Genomic DNA, 20,671 nt, shown 5'->3' on the forward strand with positions numbered 1-20,671 from the left:
CCGCCCGCCCGGACCAGCCCCGTCTCGTACGCCAGGACCACCACCTGCACCCGGTCGCGCAGCCCCAGCTTGGTCAGGATCCGGCCGACGTGGGTCTTCACCGTCGCCTCGGACAGGACCAGCCGGGCCGCGATCTCGCCGTTGGACAGGCCCTGGGCGACCAGCACCATGACCTCGCGCTCGCGGTCGGTGAGCCGCTCCAGCTCCTTGTGCTGGGGCTCCTTGCCGGCGGAGGGCAGCATGGGCGCGAACCGGTCCAGCAGCCGCCGGGTCGTCGAGGGGGCCACCACGGCGTCGCCGCTGTGCACGGAGCGGATGGCGGCGAGGAGCTCGCCGGGCGGCACGTCCTTGAGCATGAAGCCGGAGGCGCCCGCCTTCAGCCCGGAGAAGGCGTACTCGTCGAGGTCGAAGGTGGTGAGGATCAGCACCTTGGGCGGCTCGGGCTCGGAGCAGATGCGGCGGGTGGTCTCCACGCCGTCCAGCTTCGGCATGCGCACGTCCATCAGCACGACGTCGATGGGGGTCTCGCGCAGCACCTGGAGGGCCTCGACGCCGTCGCCCGCCTCCGCGACGACCTCCATGTCCGGCTGGGCGGCGAGCACCATCCGGAACCCGGTGCGCAGCAGCACCTGGTCGTCGACGAGCATCACGCGGATCGTCATCGGGTCCTCTTCCGTGTCTTCCGTATCCGTCTACAGGGCCGTTCCACAGGTCCGTCGGCACGCCGTTACAGGTGTCAACGAAGGGCATGCGCAAGCGTCAGTGTGCTGGTTTGAGCGGCAGCAGCGCACTGATGCGGAATCCTCCGCCCGGGCGCGGTCCCGCGTCCAGGGTGCCGCCGACCATGCCGACGCGCTCGCGCATCCCGATCAGGCCGTGCCCCTCGCCGTCGGCGCCACCGTCCTCGTACAACTCGTGCGGGGCGCCCTTGCCGTCGTCCTCGACGAGCAGGCCGAGCCCGTCGTCGAAGTAGACCAGGCGCACGCTGGCGCCCGCGTTCGGCCCGCCGTGCTTGCGGGTGTTGGTGAGCGCCTCCTGCACGATGCGGTACGCCGTCAGCTCGACGCCGCTGGGCAGCGGGCGCGGGGTGCCCTCGACCTTGAAGTCGACCGGCAGGCCGGAGGTGCGGCACTGCTGGACGAGGTCGTCGATCTGCTCCACGTCGGGCTGCGGGACGTACTCGCCGCCCTCCTGGTGCTCGCCCGTGCGCAGCACCCCGAGCAGGCGGCGCATCTCGGCGAGGGCCTGGCGGCCGGTGGAGGAGATGGTCTCCAGGGCCTTCTTGGCCTGGTCGGGGGCGGAGTCGAGGACGTAGGCGGCGCCGTCGGCCTGCACCACCATCACGGAGACGTTGTGCGCGACGACGTCGTGCAGCTCGCGCGCGATCCGGGCGCGTTCGGCGGCGACGGCGACCTTGGCCTGCGCCTCGCGCTCCTTTTCGAGCCGGGTCGCGCGCTCCTCCAGCTGCTCGTAGTAGGCGCGGCGGGTGCGGATCGAGTCGCCGAGCACCCAGGCGAGCGCGAAGGGCACCGACGTGAAGATCATCAGGGCGACTGTGCCCAGGACGCTGGAGTCCTGCTCCGGCCAGCGCAACTGCGCCACGGGTGCCGCGCACAGGCCGACGGCCAGCGCGAGCCGGGAGGCCCAGCGGGCGCCGGTCGCGGCCACGGTGTAGACGATCACCAGGAAAGCGAAGTTCGCGGCCGTCGTCGCCACGTCCAGCGCCAGCTGGGCGAGCCCCACACCGATGGCCAGCAGCAGCATCTTCTCCGGCATGCGCCGGCGCAACGCGATGACCAGGCACAGCAGGATGACGACCGGGACGATGACCGCCTCGGAGCTGATGCCCGGACGGTCCTGCCCGCCCTCCTCCTGGACGGACACGGTCAGCACAGAGATCCCGAACAGGAAGACGGCCCAGAAGCTGTCGACCCCTGTCGGGTGCCTGCGGAGGAAGTCATAGAGGCGCTGCACGTAACCCAGCGTAGGGAAGCGAGATGCGTGCAGGGGTCAACCGGAGGGCCGATCCGCATCACCCGCGTGTACTCCGCAAGGTGGAGGCCGCGTTCCCCTGTGCGCTTACGCCCTGTCTAGCCTGGGCCGGTGACAGCGGAGGCGGCGGGTGAGTGGCGGGGATGGCGTGCGGCGGCGGAAGCCGCCCTCTACGGTCCGGAGGGCTTCTACTGCCGTCCCGAGGGACCGGCCGGTCACTTCCGTACGTCCGTCCACGCCTCGCCGCTCTTCGCGGGTGCCGTGGCCCGGCTGCTGTGCCGGGTGGACGAGGCGCTGGGCCGGCCCGCCCCGCTCGACCTCGTCGACATGGCGGCGGGGCGCGGCGAGCTGGTGACCGGCGTGCTGGCCGCGCTGCCCGCCGAGGTGGCGGCACGCACGCGTGCGTACGCCGTCGAGGTCGCCGACCGGCCGGACACGCTCGATCCCCGGATCGAGTGGCTGACCGAGCCGCCGCGCGGGGTCCATGGCCTGCTGTTCGCCAACGAGTGGCTGGACAACGTGCCGCTGGAGGTCGCGGAGGTGGACTCCGCGGGCGTGCCGCGCCTGGTGCTCGTACGGCGGGACGGGGCCGAGCGCCTCGGCGAGCCGGTCGCCGGCGCTAAGGCCCGGTGGCTCGCGCGGTGGTGGCCGTCGGCGAGCGCCGCGGAGGGCACGCGGGCCGAGATCGGGCTGCCGCGGGACGAGGCCTGGGCCGGCGCCGTGGCGGCCCTCGACCGGGGCCTGGCAGTCGCCGTGGACTACGCGCACACGGCTTCGACGCGGCCGCCCTTCGGCACGCTCACCGGCTTCCGCGAGGGCCGTGAGACGGCGCCCGTGCCGGACGGCTCGTGCGACATCACGGCGCATGTGGCGCTGGACGCGTGCGCGCTGCCGGGGGCGCGGCTGCTGTCCCAGCGCGACGCCCTGCGCACCCTGGGCATCACGGGCGCGCGCCCCCCGCTCGCACTGGCCTCGACCCGCCCCGCCGAGTACGTACGAGCCCTCGCGACCGCGGGCGAGGCCGCCGAGCTGACGGCGACGGGCGGGCTCGGGGACTTCGGGTGGCTGGTGCAGCCGGTTGGAATTCCGGACGTACTGGCGGACTGAGCGGTCGAGCCGGTTGGAATTCCAAACGGACCTCTGCTCGTCGACGCCACGTCTGATGGACGCCCCCGCCTTGTCGACGCCCCCTACTTGTCGATGTCCCCCACCACGAAGAACATCGACCCCAGGATCGCCACCATGTCCGCGACCAACGTCCCCGGCAGCAGCTCGACCAGCGCCTGGATGTTGTTGTACGAGGCCGAGCGCAGCTTCAGCCGGTAGGGCGTCTTCTCGCCCTTGCTGACGAGGTAGTAGCCGTTGATGCCGAGCGGGTTCTCGGTCCACGCGTAGGTGTGGCCCTCGGGCGCCTTCAGCACCTTGGGCAGCCGCTGGTTGATCGGCCCGGGCGGCAGTTCGGCGAGCCGGTCCAGGCAGGCGTCGGCGAGGTCGAGGGCGTTGTGGGTCTGCTCCAGCAGGCACTCGAACCGGGCGAGGCAGTCGCCCTCCTCGCGGGTCACGACCTTCAGGACGTCCCCGAGCTCGCCGTAGGCGAGATAGGGCTCGTCCCGGCGCAGGTCGAAGTCGACGCCCGAGGCGCGCGCGATCGGCCCGCTCACGCCGTACGCGTGCACGGCCTGCGGCGTGAGGGCGCCCACGCCCCGCGTGCGCCCCCGGAAGATCTCGTTGCCGAGGACCAGGTCGTCGAACCGGTCCATGCGGGAGCGCACGTCGGCGACGGCGGTACGCGCGCGCGTGGTCCACCCGGCCGGCAGGTCCTCCTTCAGACCGCCGACCCGGTTGAACATGTAGTGCATCCGCCCGCCGGAGACCTCCTCCATCACATGCTGGAGTTCCTCACGCTCGGTGAAGGCATAGAAGATCGGCGTGATCCCGCCCAGCTCCAGCGGGTACGACCCCAGGAACATCAGGTGGTTGAGCACCCGGTTGAGCTCCGCGAGGAGCGTGCGCGTCCACACCGCCCGCTCGGGCACCTCCATGCCGAGCATGCGCTCCACGGCGAGGACGACGCCCAGCTCGTTGGAGAACGCCGACAGCCAGTCGTGACGGTTGGCGAGCATGATGATCTGGCGGTAGTCGCGGGCCTCGAAGAGCTTCTCCGCGCCGCGGTGCATATAGCCGATCACGGGCTCCGCGCGCGTGATGCGCTCGCCGTCCAGGACGAGCTTGAGGCGCAGCACGCCGTGCGTGGACGGGTGCTGGGGCCCGATGTTGAGCACCATGTCGGTGCTCTCCGCGGCGCCGCCGATACCGACCATGGTCTCCGTCGTAGGAGTCATGGACACAGTCTCTCCTACGTACGCTGGGCTCATGGAGACGGGGAGCCCACAGAACACGGGGACGACGGGGGACGAGCGGGCGGCGGACGAACCGGGGTGGACCGGGCTGCCGCCGGGGCTGCTCCGCATGCGCCGGCTGCTGCTGGTGGTGTGGCTCGGGCTGCTGACGGTCGGGCTGGGCCTGCTGCTCGGTCTGCTCGTCGGCCCGGGCTGGGCCGCCTTCGCGCTGCTGCCGGCGGCGCTGATCGTCTGGGGCTGGGTGATGCTCGGCCGCAACTGGCGTTCGTGGCGGTACGCCGAGCGCGCCGACGACCTGCTGATCAGCCGGGGCGTGCTGTGGCGCGAGGAGACGGTCGTGCCGTACGGCCGGATGCAACTGGTCGAGGTCACGTCGGGGCCGGTCGAGCGGCACTTCGGGCTGGCCAGCGTGCAGCTGCACACGGCCGCCGCAGCGACCGACGCCACGATCCCCGGCCTCGACCCGGCGGAGGCCGAACGGCTGCGCGACCGGCTCACCGAGCTGGGCGAGGCCCGATCGGCGGGCCTGTGACGACGCCGGGCGTCGACGACGCCGTACGCGAGAAGCGACCCGTGACCGATCGGCGGCTGCACCCCGTGACCCCGCTCAGACGGGCGTGGGCGCCGGTCGCCGTACTCATCGGGTGGGCGGTGCACGACCCCGACCAGGCACAGCGCCAGCTGACCCGGCTGACCACCACCACGATCCTGGTCGCCCTCGCCGTACTCGTCCCGGCAGCGGCCCTGTACGGCTTCCTGACCTGGTGGTTCACACACTTCGCGGTGACCGACAGCGAGCTGCGCATCCGTACCGGACTGGTGTTCCGGCGCACCGCGCACATCCGGCTGGAACGCATCCAGGCCATCGACATCACCCAGCCGCTGCTCGCGCGCGTGGCCGGCGTCTCGAAGCTCAAGCTCGACGTCATAGGCACGGACAAGAAGGACGAACTCGCCTTCCTGGGCGCGGACGAGGCGCGTGCGCTGCGCGCGGAACTCCTCGCTCGCGCCGCCGGTTTCGCGCCCGAGACGGCGCACGAGGTGGGCGAGGCGCCCTCCCAGGAGCTGCTGCGGGTGCCGCCGGGCGTCCTGGCGGTCTCCCTCGTCCTGACCGGCGCCACCTGGGGCACGCTGGCCGCCGCGGTCGTCGTACCGACGATCCTCTGGCTGGTCACGGAGAGCGCGTGGTCGGTCCTGGCGACCGCCGTGCCGCTGATCGGTGCGGCGGGGGCGAGCAGTGTGGGGCGGTTCGTCGCGGAGTACGACTGGACGGTGGGCGAGTCCCCGGACGGGCTGCGCCTCGACCACGGGCTGCTCGACCGCGCGCACGAGACGGTGCCGCCCGGCCGGGTCCAGACCGTGCGGATCGTCGAGCCGCTGCTGTGGCGGCGGCGCGGCTGGGTGCGGGTGGAGCTCGACGTGGCGGGCTCGTCCAACTCGGTCCTGCTGCCGGTCGCCCCGCGCGAGATCGCCGCGTCGGTCGTCGCGCGCGTGCTGCCCGGCGCGACCGTGCCTGCGCGTGCCGCCCTGTCGCGGCCACCGCGGCGGGCGGGTCGGTGCGTGCCGCTGTGGTGGCGCGGGTACGGCCTCGCCGTCACGGACGCGGTCTTCGCCGCCCGGACCGGCCTCCTGCGCCGCAGCCTGGCGCTCGTACCGCACGCGAAGGTCCAGAGCGTACGGCTGGCGCAGGGGCCGTGGGAGCGGCTGTGGGGCGTCGCCGACGTCCATCTGGACACGGGGGCCAACAAGACGGTGACAGCGCGTCTGAGGGACGCCCAGGAGGCCGCGGAGCTGCTGCGGGCGCAGGCGGAGCGGTCCCGCACAGGCCGCAGGGACGCACGACCGGACCGGTGGATGGCCTAGGGCCTGCCCCGGGCCGGGTCAGGAGACCGCGCTGCGCAGCCCCTGCACGTCGATCTGTTCCGTCTCGTCGTGCGCCGTCAGGTCGATGACCTGGCCGATGCCCCGGGCCTCCTCGTCGGCCGGCTTGAACTCCGCCTCGGACTCGGCCTTGTGGAGCGCGAGGGCCTCCTGGCCCACGACGTCGGCGAGGTCCTCGTTCTGGACGGCCTCCAGCGCGGACGGCGCGGCGCCCTTCTTCGTGCCGAAGAAGTCGAAGTCACCCTCGATCGCCGGACGCCGTGCGGGCGTCGTCGGTACGACGGCCACGGCGGTCGGCGCGATGAAGTGCCCCGACGGCTGCCGGGCCGGGGGCAGGGCGGGCTGGACGGCCGGGGTGAGGGCGCCTGCCGCGCCTGCCGGGGTGAGGGCGGCCGCGCGCTCGTGCCCGTCGACCGCCTCGGGCTTCCCCTGGGCGTCGTCCTCCAACGCCGGTTCCTTCTCGGACTCGCCGGGGTCGGCGGGCTCGGTGGCGCGGACCTCGGTGGCGCCCGAACCGGCCTTCGCGGACTCGCCGTCCGAGGGGGCGTCGCCCTTCGGGGGATCGTTCTTGGGCGGGTCGTCCTTCGGGAACTCGTCCTTGGAGGACTCGGAGGCCTCGGGGGTCTGGGGAGCCTGGGAGGCCTTCGCGTCCGTCGAGCTCTCGGGTGCCTCCGGCTCGTTCGTGTCCTTCGGCTCGTTCGACGCCTTCGGCTCCTTCGAGAACTCGGCGTCCTGCTCGGAGGCGTCCCCCTCCGGCGTCACCGGGACCTCGTCCTCGTCGAACCGCGCCAACGCCTCCTTGGCCCGCAGGAACAGCCGCGATCCCTCGGGGGAGAAGACCGCCGGAGCCGCCGACTCGTCCTCGACGTCCTCGACGTTCTCGGCGCCCTCGGAGACCTCCGCGCTCTCGGCGCCCCCGGTCGCCTCGGCAGCGTCCGCCGCCTCCTCCACCGGCGCGGCAGCGCCCTTCGCGGCGACCGGTACCGGCGGCAACGCGCGCGCGGGCGTGGCCGCCTCTATCTCCAGGACCCGGCGCTCCTCCAGGACGCTCGCCCGCTCGGTCTCCGCGGTGGCGTACCGGCGCAGCAGCGACGCGTGCTCGTTGCGCAGCCCCGCGAGCTCCGTCCGCTTGGCCCGCAGCCGCTGCTCCAGCTTCACCCGCAGCTCGCGCGACTCGTCCAGGTCGCTCTCCAGCTCCGCGACCCGCTCCTCGTACCGCCACTCGTCGCTCGCACGCGCGCGCGTGAGGTCGGCGACCCGCTTGCCCGCCTGCGTGTCCCAGCGGCGCATGACGACCGCACCGACGACCGCCGTCGCCGCGGCGGCCGCTGCGAGGCCGCGCAGCACCAAGGGCTCGGTGAACACCCAAGGCGCAAGGGCGCAGACGACGGAGACGCCTGCTATCGCCGACGGGGGCAGCAGCCTGTGCAAGGGCGGGGAATGACGGTGACGTCCACGTGGCATGGCCAGAAACTTACCGCGCGTAGGCGAATCTTGGCGCCCCGCCCCGTAAAAACACAGCCATCCCGAGTCGTTCATCCGGCATCGGGAATCAGATCCGTCACCGAATTGACCAAGAACCAAGATCAAAAAGCCTTGCGGGCCGGGTCACCTGCCGCCCAGCCGCCCGCTCATCCACTCCAGCGTCCCCGGAATCTCGCGTCGCCAGGTGTTGAAGTTGTGCCCTCCGCTTTCGAGGGTGATCGACGAGATCCGGGTCAGCTTCGTGGCCTTCACGCGTTCAATGAACTTCAACGTCGCCTTGTAGTTGGATTCTCCAACTTTGCTGCTGCTGACAAGCAGTGAAGTGTCCGGAGCCGGCATGTGCTTGAGGTACCACGACAGGTTCGCGCGATTGCGCAGTTCCTCGTCGCCGTGGAAGAGATCGCCGGTGGTGGGGTCGACCGGCGCGTTGTAGTACGCGGAAAGGCCGGCCCCGGCGGCGTACACCCCGGGATGGTGCATGGCGAGCTTGAGCGCGCAGTAGCCACCCGTGGAGTTCCCGATGATGCCCCAACTGCCGTGTTCCCGGGCCACCCTGTAGTGGCCGCTCACGGCATCGGGCAGGTCCTTCGCGAAGAACGTCTCGGTCTGTGGCCCTCCGGGGATGTCCACGCACTCCGTGTCCCTGGGCGGCGCCACCGTCGGCCGCAGCATCACCAGGATCATCGGCCGCATACGGCCTTCCTTGGCAAGCGTCGAGGCCGTACGCGGATAGTCGAGCTTGTCCACCAGCTTCTCCGCCGTACCCGGGTAACCGGTCAGAACGACAGCGGCGGGGAACACGCGCTTGCGGTACTGCGGCTGAAAGTATTCGGCCGGCAGATAGACGTACGCGGGCGTGGCGATGTGCGTCGTACGACCCACGATGTCGACCTTCTGGATCTGCCCGCTCACCTCCGGCCGGGCACTGGCCGCCCCCGGCACCCGCCGCGTGTCCACGACCCGCAGCGGCCCACGCCCCGGCGTGTGGTCCACGACCACGCCCTGGCCCTTCTCCTGCCCGAACAGGTCGGCCCAGCTGGCGTAGAACCCGAAGGCCTGGTTGGCGGCGAGACCGACCGCCGTGAAGAGCATCAACTGCGTGGACAGCAGCAGGCCGACGCGCCCGCTCACGGCCCGCCAGCCGCGCCGCGCAAGCCGTGGCCACAGCCAGACCGTGCCGACGAACAGCCCCAGGGCGGCCAGCACCGCCAGTGCCAGCACCTTGTCGCTCGTGAGACCCATCGATGGTTACCTGCTCGCGCTTTCCGCCCGGTCCCACGCTTCCCCCGCGCTGCCTCCCCCGCTCCTTCGCAAGGGCTTGCCCCGGACTTTCCTTGGCCTTTGAAACGGTTTTGGGGAGCCGAGTGAACCTCTCCCCTCGAGACACCGTCCTAGAGGGCGCAATGTCGCCGGATGCCCGAATCGGCACCGGATCCAAGGTCTCTCGCAGAACTAATGGGATGCGATGTCTGTCAGGACAGATGTGGAAATGTCGGGTGGGGTTCCCCAGCGATCAAACCAGGTACGGCACCTGCCGGGCCGAGTACGGCATCTGCTCCGCGGCCCGCGCCCGGAGGCCGTTCCGGTGCTCGTCGGCAGGGCCTGCGCCCTGGTCGGTCTGCTGGACATCGCGGCGGGCGTCTTCCCGCGCTTCCGGCACAGCCGTATGCACGCCATCGCCGAGGTGCTGCCGGGCTCCACGGGCCCGTTCGCGGCCGCGCTGTCGCTGAGCGCCGGCGTACTGCTGCTCCTGCTCGCCCACGGCCTCAAGCGCGGCAAGCGGCGGGCCTGGCGGGCCGCCGTCGTCCTGCTGCCGGCCGGCGCGGTGGCCCAGTTCACCTACCGCCACTCCATCGTGGGCGTCCTGATCTCGCTGGCGCTGCTGGCACCCCTGCTGATCCACCGCGACCAGTTCAGGGCCCTGCCCGACCCGCGCAGCAGGTGGCGGGCGCTCGCCAACTTCATCCTCATGGGCGCCGGTTCGCTCGCCCTCGGCCTGGTCATCGTCAGCGCCCACCCGAACACCCTGGTCGGCGACCCGAGCCTGGCGGACCGCATCACCCACGTCCTGTACGGCCTGTTCGGCTTCGAAGGCCCCGTCGACTACCAGGGCAACACCTCCTGGACGGTCGCCTTCTCGCTCGGCGCCCTCGGCTGGATCACCGCGGTCACCACGATCTACCTCGCCTTCCGCCCCGAACACCCCGCCGCACGCCTCACCGAGGACGACGAGGCACGCCTGCGTGCCCTGCTGGTCAAGCACGGTGCCCGTGACTCCCTCGGCCACTTCGCGCTGCGCCGCGACAAGGCCGTGGTCTTCTCCCCCAGCGGCAAGGCAGCCGTCACCTACCGCGTCGTCTCCGGCGTGATGCTCGCCAGCGGCGACCCGATCGGCGACGTCGAGGCGTGGCCCGGCGCCATCGAGCGCTTCATGGACGAGGCCCGCGCCCACTCCTGGACCCCGGCCGTCATGGGCTGCTCCGAGACCGGCGCCGAGGTGTGGACCCGCGAGACCGGGCTCGACGCCCTCGAACTGGGCGACGAGGCGGTGGTGGACGTCCCGGATTTCTCGCTCACCGGCCGCGCGATGCGCAACGTGCGTCAGATGGTCAAGCGCATCGAGCGCGCCGGTTACGAGACCCGGGTACGGCGCGTCCGTGACCTCGGCGAGACCGAGCTGGAGCGCATTCGACAGGCCGCCGAGGACTGGCGGGGCACCGACACCGAGCGCGGTTTCTCGATGGCGCTGGGCCGCGTCGGCGACCCGGCCGACGGGGACTGTCTCATCGCCACCGCCCACAAGGCGGACGAGGATCCCGGTCCGTACGGCGACCTCAAGGCGATCCTCCACTTCGTGCCGTGGGGCACGGACGGGGTCTCGCTGGACCTGATGCGCCGCGACCGCTCGGCCGACCCCGGCATGAACGAACTGCTCATCGTGGCTGCCCTCCAGGCCGCCCCGAAGTTCGGCATCGCGCGCGTGTCCCTCAACTTCGCCATGTTCCGCTCAGCGCTGGCACGCGGTGAGAAGATCGGCGCGGGCCCGGTGCTGCGCGCCTGGCGGGGCCTGCTGGTGTTCCTCTCCCGCTGGTTCCAGATCGAGTCGCTGTACAAGTTCAACGCCAAGTTCCGGCCCCGCTGGGAGCCGCGTTTCGTGGTGTACCGCACCTCGGCCGACCTGCCCCGCCTCGGCTTCGCCGCCATGCAGGCGGAGGGCTTCGTGAACCTGGCCCTGCCGCTGCCCCGCTTCCTGCGCCGCCGTACGACCGCCCAGCGCCCGTGCGCGCACGGCGTGACGGAACGCGACGTCCAGGCGGCCGCCTAATGGCCGACGGTTCGGCAACGCCCCAAAGGGGCGCGAGGCTGTGTGCGATATGCGGCTCCGCCGCGCGGGCGCGACCAGCCACAACGGGCCCGCAGCCGCCCACAGCCCTTCCCGTCCCCCGACCTGTCCCGGCCCTCCCAGCGGAGCGCCTACGCTGAACGTATGAGCAAGCAGAGCGGACGCGGGCGCGTCACGGGCCTTCCGCAGTGGGACCGGTGCGCGGTCATGGGAGTCGTCAACGTCACCCCCGACTCCTTCTCCGACGGCGGCCGCTGGTTCGACACGACGTCCGCCGTCAAGCACGGCCTCGCCCTGGTCGAGGAGGGCGCCGACCTGGTCGACGTCGGCGGCGAGTCCACCCGCCCCGGCGCCACCCGGGTCGACGAGGACGAGGAACTGCGCCGGGTCGTCCCCGTCGTCCGCGGTCTCGCCGCCGAGGGCGTCACGATCTCCGTCGACACCATGCGCGCCTCCGTCGCCGGGCAGGCACTCGCCGCCGGCGCCGCTCTCGTCAACGACGTCAGCGGCGGCCTCGCCGACCCCGCGATGATCCCGGTCGTCGCGGACGCCGGCGCCCCCTTCGTCGTCATGCACTGGCGGGGCTTCCTGGAGGGCGGGAACGTCAAGGGCGCCTACGCCGACGTCGTCACCGAGGTCGTCGACGAACTGCACGCGCGCGTGGAAGCCGTACTGGCCGGCGGCATCGCCCCCGACCGCATCGTCGTCGACCCCGGGCTCGGCTTCTCCAAGGACGCCGAGCACGACCTCGTCCTCCTCGCCCACCTCGACCGCCTCCTCGCGCTCGGCCACCCCCTGCTCGTCGCCGCCTCCCGCAAGCGGTTCCTCGGCCGTGTCCTCGCCGGACCCGAGGGAGCGCCGCCGCCCGCCCGCGAGCGCGACGCCGCCACGGCCGCCGTCTCGGCGCTCGCCGCGCACGCCGGCGCGTGGGCGGTGCGCGTGCACGAGGTGCGCGCCACGGCGGACGCGGTGCGCGTCGCACGCGCCATCGAGGAGGCGCGCACTCCTGGGCGCACCCCCGGGAACACGCCCGGGAGCATGCCCGGCGCGGACACCGCGGAAGGAGCCCGGTGAGCGCCCCCCACACCGACGTGGAGCAGGTGGAGGCCGCCAACACCGCCTTCTACGAGGCGCTGGAGCGCGGCGACTTCGAAGAGCTCTCCTCGCTCTGGCTCACCCCGTCCGACCTGGGCATCGACGAGACCTACCACGACCCCGCCGACGCCGGCGTGATCTCCTGTGTGCACCCCGGCTGGCCGGTGCTCACCGGACGCGGCGAGGTCCTCAGGTCGTACGCGCTGATCATGGCGAACACCGACTACATCCAGTTCTTCCTCACCGACGTACATGTCTCCGTCACCGGCGACACCGCCCTGGTGAACTGCACCGAGAACATCCTCAGCGGCGGCCCCGCACCCGACGGCGACGGGGAGCTCGGACCGCTCGTGGGCCAGCTCGTCGTCGCCACGAACGTGTTCCGGCGCACGCCCGACGGCTGGAAGCTCTGGTCGCACCACGCCTCACCGGTTCTGGCCGAAAACGACGAGGCCGAGGACGACGACACCCCGTCCTGAGTGGGTAGGCGACGGACAGGGACGACGCGAGGGCCGACGCGAGGGAGCCACCCTCGAGGCCACCCTCAAGAGGGCCCGCGGGACCCCGCCGGGACCAAGAAGTGGTTGGAATCACGCCTGCGCGGGTAGGCGCGGCTACCAACCCATGAGGCGCCGGGTTCCCCAGGGGAAACACGCGATGAATCCTCCGGCCCCGGCCCGGACCCCACGCCCCCGTGGCCCGGCCCTGTCAGTGCCCGCAGGTAGATTCGTTCGAGGCCGGTGTGCCGCCCGCACACGGCATCGACCGGCCGTCACCGACGATTGCAGGAGTGATTCGCGTGGATCGTGTCGCGCTGAGCGGCCTGAGGGCCCGCGGGTACCACGGCGTGTTCCCCGAGGAGCGCGAGGAGGGCCAGACCTTCGTCGTGGACCTCGTCCTGGGCCTGGACACCCGGCCGGCCGCAGCCGACGACGACCTGGCGAAGACCGTGCACTACGGCGTCGTGGCGGAGGAGGTCGTGGCCGTCGTCGAGGGCGAACCGGTCAACCTCATCGAGACACTCGCCGAGCGCATCGCCCAGGCCTGTCTGAAGCACGAGGGGGTCCAGGAGGTCGAGGTCCGCGTCCACAAGCCGAACGCGCCGATCACGGTCCCCTTCGACGACGTGACCGTCACCATCACCCGGAGCCGAGTATGACTGCACCCTTCATCAAGGGCCCCAGCGACCCGACCGTACAGCCGGTACCCGCCTCCGTCGTCGAACAGGTCGACGCCGCCGACACCACCCTCAGCAACCCCAAACGGGCCGTGATCTCCCTGGGCTCCAACCTCGGCAACCGCCTGGAAACCCTCCAAGGCGCCATCGACGCCCTGGAGGACACCCCGGGCGTGCGCGTCAAGGGCGTCTCCCCGGTGTACGAGACGGAGCCGTGGGGCGTGGAGCCGGGCAGCCAGCCCTCCTATTTCAACGCGATCGTGGTCCTCAAGACCACCCTGCCCCCGTCCTCCCTCCTGGAGCGGGCACACGCCGTCGAGGAGGCCTTCCACCGGGTACGGGACGAGCGCTGGGGCGCCCGCACCCTCGACGTCGACATCGTCGCGTACGCCGACGTCGTCTCCGACGACCCCACCCTGACGCTCCCCCACCCTCGCGCCCACGAACGGGCCTTCGTCCTCGCCCCCTGGCACGACCTGGAGCCCGAGGCCCAGCTGCCCGGCGTCGGCGCGGTCGCCGACCTGCTCGCCACCGTCACCCGGGACGGCGTCACCCCGCGCAAGGACCTGGAACTCCAGCTCCCCGAATAGTCGTTAAGGTCAAGACGGCCCACATTCCGTGCGGACCCGGGGGAGCTGAAGGGACACCGTGAGAGAGCTGCGCATCAGGATGCTGGCCGGCGTGTTCGTCGTCGCCGGCGTCCTGTCCTGGGCGGGCGCCCGCCTGTGGAACTCCGTCGGGACCCTGCCCAGCGTCCCCCTGGCCGCGCCCATCGTCCTGGCGGTCATCGCCGTGGTCCTGCTGGCCACGGCCCTGTCGATCCGCGCCCGCCTCAGGGCCCAGCGCGAACGCCGCCCGGAGGCCAAGGGCGTCGACCCCCTGATGGCCGCCCGCGCGGTCGTCTTCGGCCACGCCAGCGCCCTGGTCGCCGCCCTCGTCGCCGGCATGTACGGCGGCACGGGCGTCTTCCTCCTGGAGTCCCTCGACATCCCCGCCCGCCGCGACCAGGCCATCTACGCCGGCTTCTCCGTCCTGGCGGGCATCGGCGTGATAGCGGCGGCGATGTTCCTGGAGCGCGTGTGCAAACTCCCGGAGGACGACGAACACAACGGGGCGGGGACGGCGCCGACGGTCTGAGGCGGCCCGAAGCCTCCCCGGAGCGGGATCAGCGCCCGGCGCCCGCATCTCAGCGGGCCATGATCAGGCTCATCGCCTCATTGCGCGTCGCCGCGTCCCGCAGCTGGCCGCGCACCGCCGACGTTATGGTCTGCGCGCCCGGCTTACGGATGCCGCGCATCGACATGCACATGTGCTCGCACTCCACGACCACGATCACGCCACGCGGCTCCAGGATCTCCATCAGTGAGTCCGCTATCTGCGTGGTGAGACGCTCCTGCACCTGCGGCCGACGGGCATAGACATCCACCAGCCGGGCCAGCTTGGACAGCCCGGTGATCTTGCCGGAGGTGGCCGGAATGTATCCGACGTGAGCGACGCCACGGAACGGCACCAGATGATGCTCACAGGTCGAGTACACCTCGATGTCCTTCACGAGCACCATCTCGTCGTGCCCGATGTCGAACGTCGTGGTCAGCACGTCCTCGGGCTTCTGCCACAGCCCCGCGAAGATCTCCTTGTAGGCCCGCGCCACCCGCCCCGGCGTCTCCCGCAGGCCCTCCCGGTCGGGGTCCTCTCCGACCGCGATCAGCAGTTCCCGCACGGCGTTCTCGGCGCGCTTCTCGTCGAACTCTCCGATGCGGCCCTCGCCGTCCAGCGTCACGGGGTCGGTCATGTGGTGCCTCGTTCCATCGCGGGTGGCGCGTGTGGGTCACGCGTCTGAACTGCGGGCATACGAAAATGCCGCGCCCCCCAGGCTAAAACCTGGGGGGCGCGGCATCCATTCCGGGCCTGGTGGGGGCACCAGGGCCTGGGTGTCAGCTCTCGGGACGGTCCTCGGGGGCCGGCTCGACCGCCGGGGCGGGCTCCGTGAGCGTGGACTTGGCTGTGGAGATCGCCGGGGTCGCGCCGTTGGCGCCGTTCGTCAGTGCGAGCTCCTTGGGGGAGAGCACCGGCGGACGGGTGGACGGCGTGCGGCGGGAGGAGCCGGTCCAGGCCGGACGCGGCGGACGCTTGACGATCGGGGCGAAGATCTCGGCGATCTCCTCCTTGCCCAGCGTCTCCCTCTCCAGCAGCTGCAGCACGAGGTTGTCGAGGACGTCGCGGTTCTCGACCAGGATCTCCCAGGCCTCGTTGTGCGCGTTCTCGATGAGCTTCTTGACTTCCTCGTCCACCAGCGCGGCGACCTCTTCCGAGTAGTCGCGCTGGTGAGCCATCTCACGTCCGAGGAACGGCTCGGTGTTGTCGCCGCCGAACTTGATGGCGCCGAGACGCTCGGTCATGCCGTACTGCGTGACCATCGCGCGGGCCGTGGCCGTGGCCTTCTCGATGTCGTTGGCCGCACCCGTGGTCGGGTCGTGGAAGACGAGCTCCTCGGCCGCGCGGCCGCCCAGCATGTAGGCCAGCTGGTCCAGCATCTCGTTGCGGGTCGTGGAGTACTTGTCCTCGTCCGGCAGGACCATCGTGTAGCCAAGAGCACGGCCTCTGGAGAGGATCGTGATCTTGTGGACCGGGTCGGAGTTCGGGGAGGCCGCCGCGACCAGGGCGTGTCCGCCCTCGTGGTACGCGGTGATCTTCTTCTCCTTGTCCGACATGATCCGGGTCCGCTTCTGCGGGCCCGCCACGACGCGGTCGATGGCCTCGTCCAGCATCTGGTTGTCGATCAGCTTCTTGTCCGAGCGGGCCGTGAGCAGCGCGGCCTCGTTCAGGACGTTCGACAGATCGGCACCCGTGAAGCCGGGCGTGCGGCGGGCGACCGCCGACAGGTCGACGTCCGGGGCGACCGGCTTGCCCTTCTGGTGGACCTTGAGGATCTCCAGACGGCCCTGCATGTCCGGGCGGTCGACCGCGATCTGGCGGTCGAAGCGGCCGGGGCGCAGGAGGGCCGGGTCGAGGATGTCGGGCCGGTTCGTCGCGGCGATGAGGATCACGCCGCCCTTGACGTCGAAGCCGTCCATCTCGACGAGCAGCTGGTTCAGGGTCTGCTCGCGCTCGTCGTGACCGCCGCCGAGGCCGGCGCCGCGGTGGCGGCCGACGGCGTCGATCTCGTCGACGAAGACGATCGCCGGGGCGTTCGCCTTGGCCTGCTCGAACAGGTCACGGACTCGGGAGGCACCGACACCGACGAACATCTCGACGAAGTCGGAACCGGAGATCGAGTAGAAGGGGACGCCCGCCTCGCCGGCGACGGCGCGCGCGAGGAGCGTCTTACCGGTGCCGGGAGGCCCGTAGAGCAGGACGCCCTTGGGGATCTTGGCGCCGACGGCCTGGAACTTCGCCGGTTCCTGGAGGAACTCCTTGATCTCCTGGAGCTCCTCGACGGCCTCGTCCGAGCCGGCGACGTCCGAGAACGTCGTCTTCGGGGTGTCCTTGGTGATGAGCTTCGCCTTGGACTTCCCGAAGTTCATGACCCGGGAGCCGCCGCCCTGCATCTGGTTCATCAGGAACAGGAAGACGACCACGATGAGGACGAAGGGAAGCAGCGAGAGCAGGATGCCGACGAACGGGTTCTGCTTGGACGGCGAGACCGTGTAGCCGTCCGGGATCTGCTTGTCCTGGTACTTGTTCTGCAGCGTGCTGGCGATGGTCACGCCTTGGTCGCCGATATAGCTCGCCTGGATCTTGTCGGCGCCCTCGACCTTTACGCCGTCCTTGAGCTGGACCTTGATGATCTGCTCGTCGCCGGTGGTCAGTTTGGCCGACTCGACCTTGTTGTCATTGATCGCCTGGACGACCTGGCCGGTGTCCACCGTCTTGTAGCCGCCGGACGAGCCGACGACCTGCATCAACACGACCACGGCAAGGACGGCCAGCACGATCCACATGACCGGCCCACGGAAGTATCGCTTCACGTCCATCCATACGGAGCGGTGCCGCCCCGTCCCTCCTGCCATAGTGAGTTTGATAAGACAGTTCTTCTGACGGTACCCCAGCTTCGGCGACCGTAGCCGCACGGGAGGGCTGGCAAGCCCGTCTGCATGCTCCAACGGCGCGAGGCCCGCCGGGGTTCCCGATCTTCGTACGGTGCTTGGGCCCTTCGGGTCCGGCTCCCCGGACCGGCGGGCTCAGCCTCCGTAGACGTGGGGCGCGAGCGTACCGACGAACGGGAGGTTGCGGTACTTCTCGGCGTAGTCGAGGCCGTAGCCGACGACGAACTCGTTGGGGATGTCGAAGCCGACCCACTCCACGTCGATGGCGACCTTCGCGGCGTCCGGCTTGCGCAGCAGCGTGCACACCTTCAGGGAGGCGGGCTCGCGGGAGCCGAGGTTGTTGATCAGCCAGGACAGGGTCAGGCCGGAGTCGATGATGTCCTCGACGATCAGGACGTGCCGGCCCTTGATGTCGGTGTCGAGGTCCTTGAGGATCCGCACGACCCCGGAGGACTGGGTGCCGGCGCCGTACGACGACACGGCCATCCAGTCCATGGTGACGGGGGTGGACAGCGCCCGGGCGAGGTCCGCCATGACCATCACCGCGCCCTTGAGGACGCCGACGATGAGCAGGTCCTTGCCCGCGTACTCCGCGTCGATCTTCGCGGCCAGCTCGACCAGCTTGGCGTCGATCTCTTCCTTGGTGATGAGTACCTCTTGGAGGTCGGCACCCATGTCTTTCGCGTCCACCCGCATCACTTTCGGTCGTCCCACCGGCCGGTCCGGCCGCTCGCGCGACCCCGCTGGAGGGGGCCGGTGGGAGGGTCCGGTTTCAGCCTTGCCGAATCACCAGTCTGCCACCCTGGCGCTGGGCGACGACTTTGCCGGGGAGATTGATGGCTCCCTGGCCGCGCCAGCCGGTGATGAGGCGGTCGACTTCCTCGATGTGGCGGGCGAACAGCGCACCGGCTGGTGCCCCGGCCTCGATGGCGGCGCGGCGCAGGATCCGGCGGCGTACGGCGGGCGGCAGCGCGTAGAGCTTGGCGCACTCCAGGAGGCCGGCCGAGTCGCGTACGGCGGCCTCGGCCTGGCGGGCCCAGGCGTCGAGGGCGTCGGCGTCGTCGCGGGAGAGCTGGGCCGTCCGGGCGAGGGCCTCGACGACGCCCTTGCCGAGTGCCTTCTCCAGGGCGGGCAGGCCCTCCTGGCGCAGCCGCGAGCGGGTGTACGCGGGGTCCGCGTTGTGGGGGTCGTCCCAGACCGGCAGGGACTGGACCATGCAGGCCTTGCGGGCGGTCTGCCGGTCGAGCTGGAGGAAGGGGCGGCGGTAACGGCCGCCGGCCCCCGAGACCGCGGCCATCCCGGACAGGGAGCGGATGCCGGAGCCGCGGGCGAGGCCGAGCAGGACGGTCTCGGCCTGGTCGTCGCGGGTGTGGCCGAGCAGGACGGCGGTGGCGCCGTGGCGTACGGCGGCGTCGTCGAGGGCGGCGTAGCGGGCGTCGCGGGCGGCGGCCTCGGGTCCGCCCGCGCGGCCGACGGTGACGGCGACGGACTCGGCCGGTTCGAGGCCGAGTTCGCGCATGCGCAGGACGACTTCCTCGGCGCGCAGGTCGGAGCCGGGCTGCAGACCGTGGTCGACGGTGATGCCACCGGCGCGGATGCCGAGTTTGCGGGCCTCGAAGGCGAGGGCGGAGGCCAGGGCCATGGAGTCGGCGCCGCCGGAGCACGCCACGAGCACGAGCGGGGAGGGGGGTCGCTCGTGCGGGGTGGCACCGGGGAGCTCGTACGGCGGTTCGAGCGCCGTGTCGTACGCGGCGGGTGTGGCGCCCGTCGAGGGCGTGGGCAGCACCGCGGGCGGCGTCGCGGGGGCGTCGGTGGTGCGGCTGTGTTCGGTGAGGATGTCGTGGAGGACGCGGCGGACCGCCAGGCGTATCGCCGCGACCGCAGGATGGGGACCCATGTCCGGTTCCCTTCATGAAATTGTCGGGGGGTGAGCCCGAGGTCGGTCACTCAGAGTGTGTAGATGGTGACAGAACCGGGCCGTTCCCCGAGCATTGCACGCCTACCCATGGCTCACGGTCCCTCGGACGGGTGATTGGAGGGGCGTTCGCCTGCCGTCGGCCGGATTCGGTTCACGACGTTCGTATGAGATGCACGCCTCGGCGCGTGATTCACGACTCCGCCTTGCGGTGCACCCGCGCGATCCAGTCCGCGGGTTTGGCGATCTCCGCCTTGGTCGGGAGGGTGTTCGGGGAGGTCCACACGCGGTTGAAGCCGTCCATGCCGACCTGGTCGTGGACGGCCCGTACGAAGCGTTCGCCGTCGCGGTACTGCCTGAGTTTGGCGTCGAGACCGAGCAGTTTGCGCAGCGCCATGTCCAGCCTTGAGGCACCCTTGGCGCGTCGCTGCTGGAACTTCTCGCGGATCTCGGCGACGGTCGGGACGACCTGGGGGCCTACGCCGTCCATCACGAAGTCGGCGTGGCCCTCCAGGAGGGACATCACGGCGGTGAGGCGGCCGAGGATCTCCCGCTGGGCGGGGGTCTGCACCAGTTCGACGAACGAACGTCCGCCGTCGTCCTCCTCGGCCTCGGGCCGGCCGCCCGAGAGGGACTGCGCGGCCTCGCGGATGCGTTCGAGGACGGTCATGGGGTCGACGTCGGTCTCCCCCAAGAAAGACTGGATTTCGCCCTCCAGGTGGTCCCGCAGCCACGGCACGGCGCTGAACTGCGTGCGGTGCGTCTCCTCGTGCAGGCACACCCAGAGGCGGAAGTCGTGGGGCTGTACGTCGAGTTCGCGCTCCACGTGGACGATGTTCGGGGCGACGAGCAGGAGTCGGCCGCCGCCGTTCTCGCCCGCGGGGAGTTCGCGGGTGGCCGGGGCGAAGGTCTCGTACTGGCCGAGGACTCGGGAGGCCAGGAAGGACAGCAGCATTCCGAGTTCGACGCCGGTGACTTTGCCGCCGACGGCGCCGAGGACCGCGCCGCCGGTGCTGGTGCTGCGGCGCTCCTGCATCTTTTCGAGCAGGGGCTTGAGGATCTGGCGGAACCCGGCGACGTTCGCCCGGACCCAGCCGGGGCGGTCGACGACGAGGACGGGGGTGTCGTGGGTGGCCTCCGTGCCCATACGAGTGAAGCCCCGGACGTGTTCCTCCGAGGCCTTGGCATGTCGGCGCAGCTCGGCGACGACGGCCCTGGCCTCGTCGCGGCTCACCTCGGGGCCCGGCCGCACGAGCCGGGTCGCGGTCGCCACCGCGAGATTCCAGTCGACCATCTCGGCACCACCGATGCTCGTCATGTGTCAACCGTACGTGAGCGCTACCACTTGGGGCAGGCCGTGGGGGTTGGTGGGGGCGC

The 20,671-nt window shown here is 71.3% G+C and carries 19 protein-coding genes; 9 read left to right on the plus strand and 10 right to left on the minus strand.

Annotated features, from left to right (window positions below; all coding sequences use genetic code 11):
* The coding region (locus tag L0P92_RS28350; RefSeq protein ID WP_234765894.1) for a response regulator transcription factor at positions 1–662 on the minus strand (662 nt) is incomplete at its 3' end.
* A gap of 97 nt (positions 663–759) precedes the next feature.
* Complete coding sequence (locus L0P92_RS28355) at positions 760–1,974, minus strand: sensor histidine kinase (RefSeq protein ID WP_234765895.1); 1,215 nt, start codon at positions 1,972–1,974, stop codon at positions 760–762.
* A 129-nt stretch (positions 1,975–2,103) separates the two neighbouring features.
* Between L0P92_RS28355 and L0P92_RS28360 the strand changes: the two genes are divergently transcribed.
* Entirely contained in the window at positions 2,104–3,099 is a 996-nt protein-coding gene (locus L0P92_RS28360; RefSeq protein ID WP_234765896.1) for an SAM-dependent methyltransferase, read from the plus strand.
* 83 nt (positions 3,100–3,182) lie between these two features.
* Here L0P92_RS28360 and L0P92_RS28365 read toward each other — a convergent pair whose 3' ends face one another.
* Positions 3,183–4,334: an NADH-quinone oxidoreductase subunit D gene (locus L0P92_RS28365; protein ID WP_234765897.1), complete on the minus strand. Its 1,152-nt coding sequence runs from the start codon at positions 4,332–4,334 to the stop codon at positions 3,183–3,185.
* Between the two features lie 31 nt (positions 4,335–4,365).
* Between L0P92_RS28365 and L0P92_RS28370 the strand changes: the two genes are divergently transcribed.
* Positions 4,366–4,884: a PH domain-containing protein gene (locus L0P92_RS28370; RefSeq protein WP_234765898.1), complete on the plus strand. Its 519-nt coding sequence runs from the start codon at positions 4,366–4,368 to the stop codon at positions 4,882–4,884.
* Entirely contained in the window at positions 4,869–6,215 is a 1,347-nt protein-coding gene (locus L0P92_RS28375) for a PH domain-containing protein (protein ID WP_505016549.1), read from the plus strand. Before L0P92_RS28370 ends, L0P92_RS28375 begins: the two co-directional genes overlap by 16 nt.
* Positions 6,216–6,233: 18 nt before the next feature.
* Here L0P92_RS28375 and L0P92_RS28380 read toward each other — a convergent pair whose 3' ends face one another.
* A complete protein-coding gene (locus tag L0P92_RS28380) occupies positions 6,234–7,697 on the minus strand; it encodes a hypothetical protein (protein ID WP_234765900.1) in 1,464 nt (487 codons plus the stop codon).
* Between the two features lie 144 nt (positions 7,698–7,841).
* The gene (locus L0P92_RS28385) at positions 7,842–8,960 is read right to left on the minus strand and encodes an alpha/beta hydrolase (RefSeq protein ID WP_234765901.1); all 1,119 of its coding nucleotides are present in this window, start codon (positions 8,958–8,960) and stop codon (positions 7,842–7,844) included.
* Between the two features lie 247 nt (positions 8,961–9,207).
* On the opposite strand from L0P92_RS28385, the gene L0P92_RS28390 reads away from it, so the two are divergent.
* From L0P92_RS28390 to L0P92_RS28415, 6 genes are all read left to right on the plus strand, one after another.
* A complete protein-coding gene (locus L0P92_RS28390) occupies positions 9,208–11,043 on the plus strand; it encodes a phosphatidylglycerol lysyltransferase domain-containing protein (RefSeq protein ID WP_234765902.1) in 1,836 nt (611 codons plus the stop codon).
* 162 nt (positions 11,044–11,205) lie between these two features.
* Positions 11,206–12,135 carry a dihydropteroate synthase gene (gene folP, locus L0P92_RS28395; RefSeq protein ID WP_234765903.1) on the plus strand — a complete coding sequence of 310 codons (930 nt, stop codon included), beginning with the start codon at positions 11,206–11,208 and terminating at the stop codon, positions 12,133–12,135.
* Positions 12,132–12,635 carry a nuclear transport factor 2 family protein gene (locus L0P92_RS28400; protein ID WP_234765904.1) on the plus strand — a complete coding sequence of 168 codons (504 nt, stop codon included), beginning with the start codon at positions 12,132–12,134 and terminating at the stop codon, positions 12,633–12,635. Before folP ends, L0P92_RS28400 begins: the two co-directional genes overlap by 4 nt.
* 320 nt (positions 12,636–12,955) lie before the next feature.
* Entirely contained in the window at positions 12,956–13,315 is a 360-nt protein-coding gene (gene folB / locus L0P92_RS28405) for a dihydroneopterin aldolase (protein ID WP_234765905.1), read from the plus strand.
* On the plus strand, positions 13,312–13,923 hold the full coding sequence (gene folK / locus L0P92_RS28410; RefSeq protein ID WP_234765906.1) for a 2-amino-4-hydroxy-6-hydroxymethyldihydropteridine diphosphokinase: 612 nt from the start codon (positions 13,312–13,314) through the stop codon (positions 13,921–13,923). The genes folB and folK overlap by 4 nt, the downstream gene beginning before the upstream one ends.
* Positions 13,924–13,981: 58 nt before the next feature.
* Positions 13,982–14,470 carry a DUF3180 domain-containing protein gene (locus L0P92_RS28415; protein ID WP_217207169.1) on the plus strand — a complete coding sequence of 163 codons (489 nt, stop codon included), beginning with the start codon at positions 13,982–13,984 and terminating at the stop codon, positions 14,468–14,470.
* 49 nt (positions 14,471–14,519) lie between these two features.
* Here L0P92_RS28415 and folE read toward each other — a convergent pair whose 3' ends face one another.
* The 5 genes from folE to L0P92_RS28440 form a co-directional block, all read right to left on the minus strand.
* A complete protein-coding gene (gene folE, locus L0P92_RS28420; RefSeq protein WP_234765907.1) occupies positions 14,520–15,125 on the minus strand; it encodes a GTP cyclohydrolase I FolE in 606 nt (201 codons plus the stop codon).
* A gap of 142 nt (positions 15,126–15,267) precedes the next feature.
* Positions 15,268–17,307, minus strand: coding sequence for an ATP-dependent zinc metalloprotease FtsH (ftsH, locus tag L0P92_RS28425; protein WP_234765908.1), 2,040 nt, complete (start codon positions 17,305–17,307; stop codon positions 15,268–15,270).
* Positions 17,308–17,514: 207 nt separating this feature from the next.
* A complete protein-coding gene (gene hpt, locus L0P92_RS28430; protein WP_062723367.1) occupies positions 17,515–18,075 on the minus strand; it encodes a hypoxanthine phosphoribosyltransferase in 561 nt (186 codons plus the stop codon).
* Between the two features lie 76 nt (positions 18,076–18,151).
* Positions 18,152–19,276: a tRNA lysidine(34) synthetase TilS gene (tilS, locus tag L0P92_RS28435; RefSeq protein WP_234765909.1), complete on the minus strand. Its 1,125-nt coding sequence runs from the start codon at positions 19,274–19,276 to the stop codon at positions 18,152–18,154.
* Between the two features lie 211 nt (positions 19,277–19,487).
* Entirely contained in the window at positions 19,488–20,612 is a 1,125-nt protein-coding gene (locus L0P92_RS28440; protein ID WP_234765910.1) for an Rv3626c family coenzyme F420 biosynthesis-associated protein, read from the minus strand.
* Positions 20,613–20,671 lie beyond the last annotated feature (59 nt).

It is taken from the genome of Streptomyces muensis, from assembly GCF_021474425.1.
Classification (GTDB): domain Bacteria; phylum Actinomycetota; class Actinomycetes; order Streptomycetales; family Streptomycetaceae; genus Streptomyces; species Streptomyces muensis.